The organism is Pseudomonas sp. MSSRFD41, from assembly GCF_014230245.1.
Taxonomy (GTDB): Bacteria; Pseudomonadota; Gammaproteobacteria; order Pseudomonadales; family Pseudomonadaceae; genus Aquipseudomonas; species Aquipseudomonas piscis.
Window position 1 is genome coordinate 169,643 of the sequence record NZ_JACKZK010000012.1, and the last position, 14,380, is coordinate 184,022.

General features: G+C 64.7%; 13 protein-coding genes. 12 read left to right on the plus strand and 1 reads right to left on the minus strand.

Going from position 1 to position 14,380, the window contains the following annotated elements; all coding sequences use genetic code 11:
* Positions 1–212 precede the first annotated feature (212 nt).
* Complete coding sequence (locus H7A76_RS19095) at positions 213–1,151, plus strand: carbohydrate kinase family protein (RefSeq protein ID WP_185699970.1); 939 nt, start codon at positions 213–215, stop codon at positions 1,149–1,151.
* 152 nt (positions 1,152–1,303) lie between these two features.
* On the opposite strand, the gene H7A76_RS19100 is transcribed toward H7A76_RS19095, so the two are convergent.
* Positions 1,304–2,605, minus strand: coding sequence for an OprD family porin (locus tag H7A76_RS19100; RefSeq protein ID WP_185699928.1), 1,302 nt, complete (start codon positions 2,603–2,605; stop codon positions 1,304–1,306).
* 75 nt (positions 2,606–2,680) lie between these two features.
* Between H7A76_RS19100 and H7A76_RS19105 the strand changes: the two genes are divergently transcribed.
* The 11 genes from H7A76_RS19105 (at position 2,681) to H7A76_RS19155 (ending at position 14,379) form a co-directional block, all read left to right on the plus strand.
* Positions 2,681–2,980, plus strand: a complete 300-nt coding sequence (locus tag H7A76_RS19105) for a hypothetical protein (protein ID WP_185699929.1) — start codon at positions 2,681–2,683, stop codon at positions 2,978–2,980.
* A gap of 276 nt (positions 2,981–3,256) precedes the next feature.
* The gene (locus tag H7A76_RS19110) at positions 3,257–4,609 is read left to right on the plus strand and encodes a UDP-glucose/GDP-mannose dehydrogenase family protein (RefSeq protein ID WP_185699930.1); all 1,353 of its coding nucleotides are present in this window, start codon (positions 3,257–3,259) and stop codon (positions 4,607–4,609) included.
* Positions 4,606–5,622: an NAD-dependent epimerase gene (locus H7A76_RS19115; RefSeq protein WP_185699931.1), complete on the plus strand. Its 1,017-nt coding sequence runs from the start codon at positions 4,606–4,608 to the stop codon at positions 5,620–5,622. Before H7A76_RS19110 ends, H7A76_RS19115 begins: the two co-directional genes overlap by 4 nt.
* A gap of 50 nt (positions 5,623–5,672) precedes the next feature.
* Positions 5,673–6,419, plus strand: a complete 747-nt coding sequence (locus tag H7A76_RS19120; protein ID WP_185699971.1) for a sugar transferase — start codon at positions 5,673–5,675, stop codon at positions 6,417–6,419.
* Position 6,420: 1 nt separating this feature from the next.
* Complete coding sequence (locus H7A76_RS19125; protein WP_185699932.1) at positions 6,421–7,065, plus strand: CpsD/CapB family tyrosine-protein kinase; 645 nt, start codon at positions 6,421–6,423, stop codon at positions 7,063–7,065.
* 22 nt (positions 7,066–7,087) lie between these two features.
* Positions 7,088–8,116: a polysaccharide biosynthesis/export family protein gene (locus H7A76_RS19130; protein WP_185699933.1), complete on the plus strand. Its 1,029-nt coding sequence runs from the start codon at positions 7,088–7,090 to the stop codon at positions 8,114–8,116.
* A 10-nt stretch (positions 8,117–8,126) separates the two neighbouring features.
* The gene (locus H7A76_RS19135; RefSeq protein WP_185699934.1) at positions 8,127–9,719 is read left to right on the plus strand and encodes a GumC family protein; all 1,593 of its coding nucleotides are present in this window, start codon (positions 8,127–8,129) and stop codon (positions 9,717–9,719) included.
* Positions 9,720–9,730: 11 nt separating this feature from the next.
* Complete coding sequence (locus H7A76_RS19140) at positions 9,731–10,831, plus strand: glycosyltransferase family 4 protein (protein ID WP_185699972.1); 1,101 nt, start codon at positions 9,731–9,733, stop codon at positions 10,829–10,831.
* Positions 10,828–12,177, plus strand: a complete 1,350-nt coding sequence (locus H7A76_RS19145; protein WP_185699935.1) for an O-antigen ligase family protein — start codon at positions 10,828–10,830, stop codon at positions 12,175–12,177. Before H7A76_RS19140 ends, H7A76_RS19145 begins: the two co-directional genes overlap by 4 nt.
* 107 nt (positions 12,178–12,284) lie before the next feature.
* Positions 12,285–13,250 carry a glycosyltransferase family 2 protein gene (locus H7A76_RS19150; RefSeq protein ID WP_185699936.1) on the plus strand — a complete coding sequence of 322 codons (966 nt, stop codon included), beginning with the start codon at positions 12,285–12,287 and terminating at the stop codon, positions 13,248–13,250.
* Positions 13,243–14,379, plus strand: a complete 1,137-nt coding sequence (locus H7A76_RS19155; protein WP_185699937.1) for a glycosyltransferase family 2 protein — start codon at positions 13,243–13,245, stop codon at positions 14,377–14,379. Before H7A76_RS19150 ends, H7A76_RS19155 begins: the two co-directional genes overlap by 8 nt.
* Position 14,380: the final 1 nt, after the last annotated feature.

The following is a 14,380-nucleotide window of genomic DNA, read 5'->3' on the forward strand; positions in this document are numbered from 1 at the left end:
CATCTTAGGCAGTGAAACGCAAAAAGCCAGTGGACCTTGGGCTATAAGCCCATGCTGGCTGCCAATGGTTAAGCCGCAGGTCATGAAGGATCGAAAACCCCAGGCTGCTCGCCCTATCATGCACCACCCGCCGCCTGGCGCCCGGGCGGCCCGCCAAACGCTGCGCAAGTCCATGGACAGCAATTGGCACTCCCCTTACAGAGCGAATGACTATGTATCTAGTGTGTGGTGAAGCGCTGTTCGACTTGTTCAGCGCAGACGAGGCCGGAGCTCCGGCCAACAAGGTCGCATTCCAGGCGATCGCCGGTGGCTCGCCATTCAACGTGGCGGTGGGCCTGCGCCGCCTGGGCATCGACGCGGCGCTGCTGGCCGGCCTCTCCCGGGACTACCTGGGCCAACGCCTGCGACAGGTGCTGGACAACGAAGGCGTGGACACTAGCTACCTGCAGGAGTTCGAGGCCCCCACTACCCTGGCCATGGTGGCCGTGGGCGCCGACGGCTCTCCCCACTACAGCTTTCGCGGTGAAGGGTGTGCCGATCGCCAGCTTCTGGTCGCACATTTGCCGGAGCTGGGCGAACAGGTGCGCGGGTTGCACATCGGCTCCTATTGCCTGGTGGTACAGCCGATTGCCGACACCTTATTGGCACTGGCAAGGCGCGAGCGGGGCCGGCGCCTGATCAGCCTCGACCCCAATGTGCGGCTCGGCCCGCAACCGGACATCCAGCTATGGCGCCAGCGCATCGATGAACTGGCCGCACAGGCCGACCTGATCAAGGTCAGCGACGAAGACCTCGAGCAGCTGTACCCCGGGCAGGCGCCCGAAGTGCTGATCCGTGGTTGGCTGCAAGGCAGCGCCAAGCTGGTGTTCCTGACCCGTGGCAGCCAGGGCGCGACGGTCTTCAGCCAACAGCATGGCCACTGGTCGGTCGCGACGCCCAAGGTCCAGGTGGCCGATACCGTGGGCGCCGGCGATACCTTCCAGGCAGCGTTGATCGCCTGGCTGACCGAGCAAGGGCTGGACTCGCCCCAGGGTCTTGCGCAGCTGGAGCGCGAGCAGATCGACGCCCTGCTGCGCTTCGCCGTCAACGCCGCGGCCCTGACCTGCACCCGTACCGGGCCGGACTTGCCGTACCGGCACCAGTTGGACTGAACCGCTCCCTGAAGCTGCTGCCACGGGCTGCCTGGCAGATGCTGCTCCTGCCCGCAGTAGATCGAGGCAAGGCCCTGCCGGCCTTCGCGCAGCCTCGCCACGGGCTCGACAGCGGCTACAAGGCGCGGGCTCCCGGGGCCCGCGGCAGAGGATCAGAAGATCGAGAAGTTATAGCTGACGATCAGGCGGGTTTCGTCCATGTCGCGGGCAATCTTCTGGTAGTTGCTGCGATAAGTGGCGTTGCGCAGGCGCAGGCTGACGTCCTTGAAGGTGCCGCTTTGCACCACGTACTTGAGCTCGCTGTCGCGTTCCCATTCACGGCCTTCGCGCAGGCTGCCCGGGACCTTGATGTTGTCGCCGCTGACATAGCGGGTCAGGAAGCTCAGGCCATTGATGCCCACCGCCTTGAAGTCGTAGTCGTAGCGCAGTTGCCAGGAGCGCTCCTGGATCGCGGCGAAGTCGTTGACCTGGACGTAGTTCACCAGGTACGGGTTGCTGCCATCCAGGTACGGCATCGAGTTATCGCCATACATGCGCTGCCAGCCGGCGCTGAACACATGCCCGCCCAGGCCGTAGCCGAGCATGGTGCTCAGGGCCCGATGGTCGATGCTGCCGGCACGGGCGCTGCCGCTGTCGTCACTCTTGATCAGGCGCAGGTCACCCTTGAGCACCCCGGGCCCCAGGGGCTGGTTGGCCACCAGGCCGATGAAGTGCTGGCGATAGATATCCTCGAGCTCGGCGTAATGGTACTGGCCGCTGAGGCGGTCGCTGAACTTGTAGTCCAGGCCGTAGGTGTCGAAGTGATCGGCCGTGGTGTTGCAGGCATAGCGCTTGTTCTTGCAATGCACGCGAATGTCCTGGGAATCGGTGGAATCCCGGGCGGTGTAGCGGTTCAGGCGGGCTGCGGTGAAGGTCAGGTCCCTGACCTCCCTGGAGGTCAATACCGCGCCATTGAACAGGGTGGGCAGCAGGCGCCCGTCGTTGTACTTGAGCAGCGGCAGGTCCGGCAATTGCGCGCCGTATTTGAACACGGTCTGGGACATGCGCACCTTGGCGGTCAGGCCAAGCTTGGCGTACTGGTCGGCCGAGCCCCGAGGGTCATGCCCGCTGGATGGCAGCAGGCCGCTATTGCTGCGATCCGGGCTGGAGTCGAGCTTGATCCCGAGCATGCCCAGGGCATCCAGGCCAAAGCCCACGGTGCCTTCGGTGTAGCCCGATTGCAGGTTGAGAATGAAGCCCTGGGCCGACTCCTCGCGCTTGGATGCGCCCTGCGCGGTCTTGGTGTGGCCATCACGGAAGTCCCGGTTGAAGTAGACCGTGCGCGACTCGAGCTTGGCGCTACTGTCCTCGAGAAAACCGGCGGCGTGCGCCTGCAGGGTAAAACCCGAGCACAGGACGGCAGCTCCGAGGCCCAGGAGCGGGCACGGATTGAGTAGAGGGAAAGGGGGACGCATGAACAGGCTCCAGCAAAAAATCGGTGACGCGAGGTAAAGAAAGACCCAGGGAAAATCCATTCAGCGAATTAAGCCATGCTGACTGAATTGATTGAATCAATGAGAACCCGCAATGATGGCAGATCGCCCAGCCATGCCCTACCCGACTTTAGTCTGACTACCCAGTCTGCCTCCGCCCATTCGCCTGCCCCATGGCGACGCTCCTGGGTCATTCACTTTCAGAAAACTGATCATTTTCGACATTTTTTACCAGGCAACAGCAGCGCCAAAAAAGCTGTCCAAACGCTCAACAATCGCTCCTCGGCCAAGCGGGTTTTAGCAGTAAATGGCCAAAAAGCATCATTTTTGTTTGACAAAACAATACCGTTCGTCTGATTTATTTATCTTTTTGTAAAAAAGAACAAGTATTTGACGTTTTCTATTACGACCATAATCAATGCATTTATCTCCTTGTTTTAAAAGGGTTTAACTATTTTTTCACAAACAAAAAAAACGCTGCGTCATTAATGCAACGCCCAAAAACGTCAATTAAATGTCTTCACCATGTGGTAGTGTCAAAAAAAGCGCGCAATGAAGGCTATAGGCCATACGCTTTTTTCAGAAGGTGAGGCATTCCCTCGCCATACACTCATCATGGACGAGGTCGTTCCCTTGGAAGTCAGCGTTTTTGGTACTGGCTACGTCGGTCTGGTACAAGCCGTCGCCCTGGCTGATGTCGGGCATAACGTGGTCTGTGTCGATATAGACAGCCACAAGATCGCCCAACTGCAACGTTCCATTCCTCCGATTCACGAACCGGGCCTCGCCACTCTGATCGAAGAGAATCAGAAGGCTGGCCGACTGCATTTCACCACCCGCCCCGGCGATGCCGTGAACCATGGGCAAGTGATCTTCATCGCGGTCGGCACCCCCTCCAACGAAGACGGCTCCGCCGACCTGGACCATGTCCTGGCGGTGGCGCGCGAGATCGCCAGCCTGATGTCCAGCGACAAGACCCTGGTGGTCAAGTCCACGGTCCCGGTGGGCACCGCCGACCTGGTGGTCGAAACCGTCGCCGAGCAACTGGCGGACCTGGGCAAGTCCCATTTGCAAGTGCATGTGGTGTCCAACCCCGAGTTCCTCAAGGAAGGCTCGGCGGTAGCCGACTGCATGCGCCCGGACCGGATCATCATCGGTTGCGCCCACGATCTGCCGCGCCACCAGTTGAGCGAGCTGTACGCCCCCTTCAACCACAACCACGACCGCCTGATGTTCATGGACAACCGCAGTGCCGAATTGGTCAAGTACGCGGCCAACGCGATGCTCGCCACTCGCATCAGCTTCATGAACGAAATGGCCAACCTGGCCGAACGCCTCGGGGTCGACATCAACGCCGTGCGCAAGGGCATCGGCGCCGATCCGCGCATCGGCTACCACTTCATCTACCCCGGAGCCGGTTTTGGCGGCTCGTGTTTCCCCAAGGACCTGCGCGCCTTGATCCACACCGCCCAGAGCCATGGCCTGGAACCGCACATGCTCAAGACCGTGCGCGACGTCAACGAAGAGCAGCGTCATGTCCTGTTCCGCAAGCTCAAGGCGCACCTGGGGGACAACCTGCGGGGCAAGGTCATCGCCTTGTGGGGCCTGGCGTTCAAGCCCAATACCGATGACATGCGCGAAGCCACCAGCCGCTACCTGATGGAAGCCTTGTGGCAAGCCGGGGCCAAGGTCCATGCCTTCGATCCCGAGGCCATGACCGAATGCCGGCGCCTGTATGGCTATCGCGATGACCTTCAGCTATGCGCGACCCGCGACGACACCCTGCAGGGTGCCGACGCGCTGGTGATCTGCACCGAATGGAAAGCCTTTCGCGTGGTGGACTTCAAACTGCTGCGCGAGACCCTCAAGGACCGCCTGATCGTCGACGGGCGCAACCTCTACAACCCGCAACAGGCAGCGGATGCCGGGCTGCACTACCTGAGCATCGGCCTGCCCTATCGCGTACCCGGGGCACTTTGCGCATGAATATCCTGATCACCGGGGCCGCCGGTTTCATCGGCGCCCATACCGCACTGCGTTTGCTCAAGGATGGGCACCAGGTCACCGGGCTGGATAATTTCAACGACTACTATGACCCCCGGCTCAAGCACGATCGAGTGCGCTGGGTGGAACGCCAGGTGGGGCACTTTCCCCTGCAACGCCTGGACCTGGCCGACAGCCCGGGCCTGGACCGGCTGTTCGCCGAAGTTCGCCCAGAGGTGGTGATCAACCTCGCCGCCCAGGCCGGGGTGCGTTATTCCCTGGAAAATCCCAAGGCCTACCTGGACAGCAACCTCGGCGGGTTCCTCAACCTGCTGGAGATGTGCCGGCGCTACCCGGTGCAGCACCTGATCTACGCCTCTTCCAGCTCAGTGTACGGCGCCAACCAGCAAACGCCCTACAAGGTCAGCGACAACGTCGATCATCCACTGTCGCTGTACGCGGCCAGCAAAAAGGCCAATGAGCTGATGGCCCACAGCTACGCCCACCTGTTCGGCGTGCCGGCCACCGGCCTGCGCTTCTTCACTGTCTATGGTCCCTGGGGCCGGCCGGACATGTCGCCGATCCTGTTCGCCGACGCCATCAGCCAGGGGCGCCCGCTGAAGCTGTTCAACTACGGCATGCACCAGCGTGACTTCACCTATATCGACGACATCGTCGAGTCCCTGGTACGCCTGCTGGGCAAGCCACCGGCACGTGACCCGCTATGGGACCGCGAGCAGCCGGACCCGTCCACCAGCATGGCGCCCTGGCGCCTGTTCAATATCGGCGGCCAGCGCCCGGTGCAGCTCAAGGAATACGTGACGACCCTGGAGAAACTGCTCGGTCGCACGGCCCGGGTGGAGTACCTGCCCTTGCAGCCCGGCGACGTGCTCAACACCTACGCGGACGTCAGCGCCCTGGAGAACCTCACCGGCTTCGGGCCCCAGGTTCCCCTGGAGGATGGACTGAAGAACTTCGTCCAGTGGTACCAGGACTACTACCGCGGCAGCAATTGAACAGCGCCCCCTTTTTCCGAACCTTTGCAATGGAAGTATTCCCGGTGGATATGGAAAGACCTGTCTCGTCGCCCGCCAGCGCCGCCCCCTCGCCCATAGACCGGCGCAACGACCCGTTCCGGCGCAAGGTCCAGGCCGCCATCGACCTGCAACACCATGGCTGGCTCAGCGGCCGCCAAGGTGGACGGCCCTGGACCCTGTCGCGCACCAAGCGCCTGACCTCGGCCCTGCTGGCCGCGCTGCTGCTGGTGCTGTTGTCGCCGTTGCTGCTGGCGGTGGCCCTGTTGATCAAGCTCACCAGTCCCGGCCCGGTGTTCTTCGTGCAGTTGCGCACCGGCTTTCGTGGCCGGCGTTTCGGCATGTACAAGTTCCGCACCATGGTGGTCAACGCCGAGGCCCTCAAGGACTCGGTGCGCCACTTGAACAAGCACGGCCCGGATTCGGTGGACTTCAAGATCGACCGCGACCCACGGATCACCGGGATCGGCGGTTTCCTGCGTCGTACCAGCCTCGACGAACTGCCGAACCTGATCAACGTGGTGCTCGGCCAGATGCGCATCGTCGGCCCGCGCCCCACTTCGTTCCACGCCCAGACCTACAAGGAACACCACCTGGGGCGCTTGAGCATCTACCCGGGGATCACCGGCCTGTGGCAGGTATCCGGGCGCAGCGACGTGGACTTCGACGGTCGGGTAACCCTCGACATGACCTACATCTTCCAGCAGAGCCCCTGGCTCGACCTGAAGATCCTGATGAAAACCCCTTTCAAGGTCCTCAATGGCCACGGAGCAAGTTGAAATGGCGGCAGCAACCCTTGCCAGTCTGAAGATCCAGCGTCCCAGTGAAAGCAACCTGGCGGTGACCGTGCTCGACCAGGAACTGCGAGTGATCCTGCTCACCGCGGCCAACCACGGCAGCGGCGTGACCAGCAGCAGCCTGAGCATGGCCAGCGAACTGGCGCGCACCAGCCGCGGCCGGGTGCTACTGGTCGATACCAGCCTTTCGGATGACAGCCTGACCCGGCGCCTGGGCCTGGAACAACGCCCGGGCTTCCTCGACCTGGCCCTGGCCGAAACCCCGCCGGCATTCGGCGAATGCATCCAGTCCAGCGCGGAGCTGGATTTCGACCTGCTGCCCCTGGGCCGACGCCAGCAATACAGCGAGCGGCTGACCGCCGACCAGTTGCGCGAACTGCTGCATGCCCTGGCCGGCCAGTACCGCTTCGTGATCGTCGATGGCGATCCGGTGTACAGCAGCGGCGACATCCTCACCTTGAGTACCCAGGTCGATGGCGTGGTGCTGGTGGTGCGCAGCGAGGAAACCCGCTGGGAAGTGGCCCAGGCCGCCGCGCAACGCTTGATCCAGGCCGAGGCGAAGCTGATCGGCAGCGTGTTCAACGCCCGCAAGTACTACATGCCCAAGTGGGTTTACGACCGCCTCTGACCGGCACAAGGACCGTGTAACCATGAACAAGCCAAGACTTTCCCTGCTGAGCCTGTCGCTGCTGCTGGCTCTCGCTGGCTGTGCCGGGCGTGATTCACAGCAGGCACTGCAACAAATGCCGGTGCAGATCCTCAGCGCCCCGGCCGACCAGGCCCAGCTCACCGAGGTCATGCCCATCGAACAGGTGCTGCGGCCCCAGGACGTGCTGGACGTGATCTTCCATATCGGCACCACCAGCCAGCAGCGCTACCGGGTACAACCGGGCGACCAGGTGGACATCAGCTTCCTCTCCGCCCCGGAGCTGGGCGGCAACAAGCTGGTGCTGCCCGACGGCAGCATCGACATGCCCTATATCGGCAACATCCAGGTCGCCGGGTTGTCCGCCGAGCAGGCGCGCCAGGCCCTGCAAGCGCAGTACGCCAAGGTACTGAAGAAACCGCAGATCACTTTCTCGATCTCCCACGCCATGGCCCAGCTGGACAACCTGCGCACCAGCCTGACCAACCCGGCCACCGGCCTGAGCCGCGAGATCGTGGTCGGCTCCGATGGCCGCGCCAGCTTCCCGCTGCTGGGCAGCCTGTCGCTGCAGGGCAAGAGCCTGAGCGAGCTGCAGAGCCTGATCAACCAGCGCTACGCCAAGGAGGTGGGGCAAGTCAGCGTCGACGTGCTGCTCAAGACCACCGCCGCCAACGAGGTGTTCGTCATGGGCGAGGTCGGCCAGCCGGGCGCCTACCCGGTACGCCGGCCGATCTCGGTGCTCGAGGCCCTGACCCTGGCCAAGGGCGCAGGCCCCACCGCACGCCTGGACTCGGTGGTGATCATGCGGCGCAAGGGCAACCAGGTGGAGGCCCGGGTCTACGATGCCGACGCCGCGCTGGACGGCAAGGCGCTGCAGTTCGCCTACCTGCAGCCGGACGACATGCTCTACGTGCCCAAGACCCGCCTGGCCAAGGCCGGTGCACTGAGCAAGCAGCTGGCCGACGTGATCATGTTCCAGGGTGTCGGCTTCAGCTTCGGCTATCGCGTCGACAACAAAGAATCCAAACAATGAGCTTGTCCCGATGACCAAGATCGAAAACTACCTGCACGAGTTCCTCCTCGTGTTCTTCGTCAATCGACGCCTGATCAAGCGGGTATTCCTGGGCTTCGCCCTGCTGGCGCTGCTGATGCCGCTGGTGCTCAAGCAAAGCTTCGAGATCACCGCGGAAGTCATCGTGCAGTCGAAAAAACTGTCGCAGACCGACGCCAATACCGTGCTCACCCCGGACAACGACAAATTCATCCCGCCATCGCTGGCGGACATGGAGACCGAGAGCAACATCCTGCGCTCGCCGACCCTGATCCGCGACACCATCGGCCAGTTGCGCGACGAAGGCCTGTTCGGCGGCAACGAAGGGTTGCTCGCCAGGCTGCTGTTCAACCCCCTGCGCGATGGCGTGATCAATCCCCTGCGCAACCATGTGATCAACCCGGTGCGCGGCTTCTTCGGCCTGGCGGTGGACCCGGTGCGCGATACCAGCCTGGACGCCTTGACCAACCAGGCGGTCAAGGACCTGAAGATCGGCACCCTGCCCGGCTCCAACGTGATCTCCATCGTCTACAGCAGCCCGTCCGCCGCCGAAGGCACGCGCTTCGTCGAGCGCCTCTTGGCCAACTACCTGAAGAACCGCCAGGACCTGCAATCCAACGAACTGCCCGAAGCCTTCTATGAGCAGAAGAAGGCCCAGTACCAGTCGCGCCTGGATGATCTGGAAGGCAAGCGCCAGGCACTGCTGGAAGCGGCCCACGCCTCCGACCCCAAGGAGGAGATCACCTTTCGCCTGAACGCCATCAACACCGAGGAGCAGTCGCTCAACGGCTATCGCGACCAGGCCCTGGAGAACCAGCGTCGCCTCGACTACTTGCAGAAGAGCCTCGCCGCCGCGCGCAAGGCCGGCTTGACCGACTACACCTTCCCCTTCGCCTTCGCCAACACCGTGGACAACGTGGCCTACGAGGACCGCGAGATCAAGCAACTGGGCGAGCAGCTGACCAACCTGGTGGGCCAGTACGGCGTCACCGCCGACACCTACCGGGCCGACAGCGTACCGATGCAGCAACAGCGCGAGCAGATCGTGCGGGCCCGGGCGCAGTTCCTCAAGGTGGTGGACAATCGCGTTCGCGAACGCAGCAGCGAGTTGCAGATCACCCAATCGGTGATCGCCCAGAAGACCACCCGCATCAACGACTACAAGGCCCGTGTGCGCGACCTGCAGGAGGTGCTGAGCAAGCTGCGCCAGCTGGATACCGAGATCGACGCCCTGCACAAGGCGTTCTTCACCTATACCCAGCGCTATGAAGAAAGCCGCGGCGAACGCCTGATCAGCGGCGAACTGTCCAACGCCCGGGTGCTCAGCCAGCCCTACGAGCCTAGCGAAGCGGCCTTTCCCAAGCCGATGCTGATCATTCCCCTGGGCCTGCTCACCGGCCTGCTGCTGGCCATCGCCCTGGGTTATGTCTACGAATTCTTCGACCATCGCTTCAAGCACCCGGCCCAGGTCAACGACCACCTCGGCCTGCCGGTGCTGATGGTGCTCAACGCGATCGAGCCCCCCCAGGTCAACCCCTATCCGCGCTGGACCTGGCGCTGGGCCTGGCATTGGGCCAAGCAGTGAGCAACCTGAACATGGCCGCGCAGCCCATCGTGCACCTGATCCACAGCGGCGGTTTCTACGGTGCCGAACGCATGTTGCTGGATCACTGCCTGGCCACCCCCGGGCAGCACCGGGTGGTGTTCCTCGACGCCCCGCCAGCGCTGTTGCAGCGTTTCACCGAAGCCGGCGTGACCTGCCACAACTGCCACGACCTCAAGGCCTTGCTGGCGCACCTGCGCCAGCAGCCCGGGCTGCTCAACGCGCACAACTTCAAGGCCCAGGTGTTCGCCTGGATCTGTGCCCGGCGCCTGCGCTTGCCATTGGTCCTGACCCAGCATGGCTTCACGCCCAGGAGCCTGAAACAAAAGCTCTATACCTGGACCAGCCTGCGCCTGTGCCGCAGCCGCCAGGTAAGCCGCGTGGCCTGCGTCGCCCAGAGCATCGCCCGCCTGCACCTGGCGGCCGGGGTGGCGCCAGGCAAGCTGCAAGTGATTGCCAACGGCCTGCCGCAACCGCTGCCGGCCCGACCGGCGAGCCACGAGGGGCCGCCCTTGTGTGAAGCCCCGGTGCGTCGTGACGACATGCAGCCCCTGGTGGGTTTCGTCGGCCGCCTGAGCGAGGAAAAGGGCCCGGATCTGTTCCTCGACGCCCTGGTCGCCCTGTGCCGGCAACGCCCACAGCTCAAGGCGGTGCTGCTGGGCGACGGTGAGCAGAACCAGGTCCTGCGCCAGCGCATCGACGCCGAAGGCCTGTCGCTGCGCATCCTGTTGCCGGGTTACCAGCAAGACATGCAACCCTGGCTGCGACGCCTCAATGTCCTGGTGATCAGCTCGCGCACCGAGGGCACGCCGATGATCCTGCTCGAAGCCATGCAAGCCGGCACTCCGGTCGTGGCATTCGCCGTGGGCGGCATTCCCGATGTCCTGCAGCACCGGCACAACGGTCTTTTGGCCAAGCCACTGGACAGTGCCGAGCTGGCCCGGTGCATCGGCGAGCTGCTGGACGATCCGGCCCTGGCGGACACCCTGGCCGAAGCCGCACGCGTCACCCAGCGCGAGCACTACCACTTGCCGACCCTGGCCCGTAGCTGGGACGAACTGTACCGCCAGGCCAGGGAGGCCAACCCAGCATGATCGCCGCCCCTGTTCTCGGCCTGTTCCTGGGCCTGGCCGCCCTGGCCCTGCTGGCCAGCCCCTGGCCATTCCTGGCGCCCCTGGTGGTGGTCGGCCTGGCGGGCCTGGCCGTGCTGTATCGGCGCCCGGGCTGGGGCCTGCTGGGCATCTGCGCCCTGGTGCCGTTCGAAGGCTTGTTCAAGGACAGCGCGTTTTCCGGAGCCAAGCTGCTGGGCGCCTCGCTGATCCTGATCATGCTGTTCAAGTTGCTGTTGCGGCAGGTTCCCGATACCCGCCTGGGCAGCAACCTGTGGCGGGCCCTGGGGCCCTTCCTGCTGTTTCTGCTGCTGAGCTTCATGTACAGCGAGAACCTGGCCGTATCCCTGGACAGCCTGCGAGAACTGGCGGTGGGCCTGGTCCTGTTCTTCGTCACCCTGCTCATCGCCCGGGACACCAACCTGCTGATGCTCTGCCGCTTGCTGGCGGTGAGCGTGGCCATCACTTGCGTGATCGCGCTGGTCTCGGCCAAGTACCAGGTCGGTGGCCGGGCCATCGGCCTGCTGCAGGACGCCAACTATTTTGCCCTGCTGATCGCCATGGCCGTGCCGCTAGCGATCCTCCTGGCCCTGCGCGCGCCCTGCTGGCCGCTACGGCTGTTCTGGATCGTCATTGGCCTGACCCTGATGGCCGGCATGACCAAGACCGACTCGCGCTCCGGATTGCTGGTAGTGCTGTTCACCGTCGCCATCGGTGCCTGGCACTACCGCGACCGACTCAAGGGCCTGCGCCCCAAGCACTTGGGGTTCGCCATGTTCGCCGTGGCGATCGTCGTGCCCCTGGGCATCGCCGCCCTGCCGGCGGACTACGTGGCGCGGATCAAATCCCTGGGCATGCTCAAGTCCGGTGCCCATTCCGAGGACACCTCCCTGGGCCGGCGCACCTCGTACCTGGTGGTGGGCGGGCAGATGATCCGCGACAACCCGCTGCTGGGTTCGGGCCTGGGCACCTTCCCCGTGCACTATGCGCAGACCGGCTTCGCCAGCGGCTTCTCGGAAAACCTCAACGAGCCGGACCTGTACCGCCGCGCCCACAACACCTACCTGGAACTGTTCAGCGAGCTGGGAATACCCGCGGGCCTGAGCTTCGTCGCGCTGATGCTCATGGGCCTGCGCAACTTCGAGCGCGCGCGCCAGGCCTTCCTCGCCCGGGGCGTCCGGGAACAGGCCGACCTCGCCACCCACCTGGGCCTGAGCCTGCTCGCGCTGGCGGTGTTCCTGCTGTTTCTCAGTGCGCCGAACCACAAGTACCTGTGGATCTTCCTCGCCCTGTCCAGCGTGCTGCGCCGCCAAGCCGAGGACGACCAATGAGCCGCTACCGCGGGCCAGAACGCCGCAGGCCCCCGGGCAACGGCGTTCGCCAGGCTCGCCGGCAAGGCGAGCCTGACTTCAACCCCATCCGGCCAAGGGAGGCAAAGATGCACAGGATCAGCGTGATCGTGCCCATGTACAACGAGGCCCGACACATAGGCCGGACCCTGGCCAGCGTGCTGCGCGCGGCCCGGGTGGCGGGTGTCGACTGCGAACTGATCGTGGTCGACAACGGCTCCATCGACCAGGGCCCGCAACAGGCTCGCGAAATGGGCGCCCGGGTACTGCTGTGCCCGGGCCTGAGCATCGGCGCCCTGCGCAATCGTGGGGCCGCGGTCGCCAGTGGCGATTGCCTGGCATTCCTCGATGCCGACATCGAGGTGCCCGAGGATTGGCTGCAACTCTGGCAACTGGCCCAGGGGCAACGGACCGCCGAAGTCTTCGCCCTGGATTGCGCCGCGCCCAGCAGCGCGCCGTGGTTCGCCCGAGCCTGGCAACGGCGTAGCCTGGCCGCCGGGACCCAGGCCCGCCTGCTGCACTGGATGCCCACCCCCAACCTGTGCCTGGAGCGGGCCTGGTTCGAGCGCGTCGGCGGCTTCGACGAGCAACTGCGCACCGGTGAAGACAAGGACTTCGGCCTGCGCCTGCACGCCGCCGGCGCCCGGCAATTGAGCCTGCCCCAGCCCCAGGTGCTGCATTGGGGCTTCGAGGGCAGCTGGCGCGAATGGGCCGCCAAGGAACGCTGGCGCCAGGGCAGCCATGTGCAATTGCTCAAGGCCGGCGGAGCGAGCCCGCGCCTGCTGCGCTTCCCCCTGCTGTGCCTGGCCTGCGCGCTGCTCAGCCTGCTGGCGCTGGGCGCCCTGCTCCTGGGGCGGCCCGACAGCGCCCTGTCGTACCTGGCTGTGGGCGCGCTGGCGCCGCTGGCCCTGGCACTGCGCCAGGGCCTGCGCCAGCGCGATCCGCTGTTCGTCCTGCAGCTCTGGGTGCTGCACTGGGCACGCCTGCACCTGGGGGCCCTGGCCCTGGTGCAGGGTCTGTTCAACCGTTTTGTCGTGAGGCCCGACCGTGGCTAAGACTCTTTTCTGGCTCTGCCTGCTGCTGCCCATCTACGCCTGGATCGGCTACCCGCTGCTGCTGGCCCTGCTCAGCCGCTTCGTGCGGCCAAGGCCGGCGCTGCCCGGCCAGCCACTGTCGGTCAGCGTGATCATCGCCGCCCACAACGAAGGCCCGCACATCGAGCACAAGCTGCGCACCCTGCTGCTCCAGGACTACCCGGCTCCCGACTTGCAGATCATCCTCGCCAGCGACGGCTCCAGCGACGATACCGTAGCCATCGCCCTGGCCGTGCGCGACCCGCGGATCGTGGTCCTGGACTTGCCCCGGGTGGGCAAGGCCGGAGCCTTGAACGCTGCCGTGGAGTTGGCCCGCAACGATATCCTGGTGTTCACCGACGCCGACAACCAATGGTCCGCCGATACCTTGGGCAAGCTCCTGGCCCCCCTGGCCGACCCGCAGGTCGGCGCGTGCGGCGGGCACATGATCATCCCCCGGCCCGGGCACAACCTGAGCCTGGGCGACAGCCTGTACCGCCACTATGAAGCCTGGATACGCCAGGCGGAAAACCGCACCGGCTGCATGGTGTCCGCCGACGGCGCCTTGCTGGCGCTACGCCGGGAGCTGTTCCAGAGCATTCCGGCGGAGGTCAACGATGACTTCTTCATCAGCACCTGCGCCCCGGTGGCGGGCAAGCGCATCGTCTATGTGGAACAAGCCCAGGTCCTGGACCAGGGCGTGGACGAGGCCGGCAAGCAATACCGCCGGCGCCTGCGGGTCACGGTGGGCGGCCTGCAGAGCCTGGCCCAGCGTCGGCAACTGATGAATCCCTGGCGCCATGGTGCCTATGCCATCGCCCTGATCAGCCACAAACTGATTCGCCGCCTGGCGCCGATCTTGCTGCTGCCGCTGCTGCTGGCCAACCTGCTGCTGTGGAACGCCGGGCCCTTCTACAGCCTGTGCCTCATCGCCCAGTTGCTGGGCTACGGCGCTGGCGTGATGGGTCTTCTGGACCGCCACGGCCGCTTGCCCAAGGTGTTTCGCCTGGCCGGTTTCGTCCTGGTGACCCTGGCCGGCATGAGCATGGGCCTCTGGCAATTTCTCCGCGGGCAGCGCTACGCCCTGTGGAACCCACAACAGAATCGCTGAC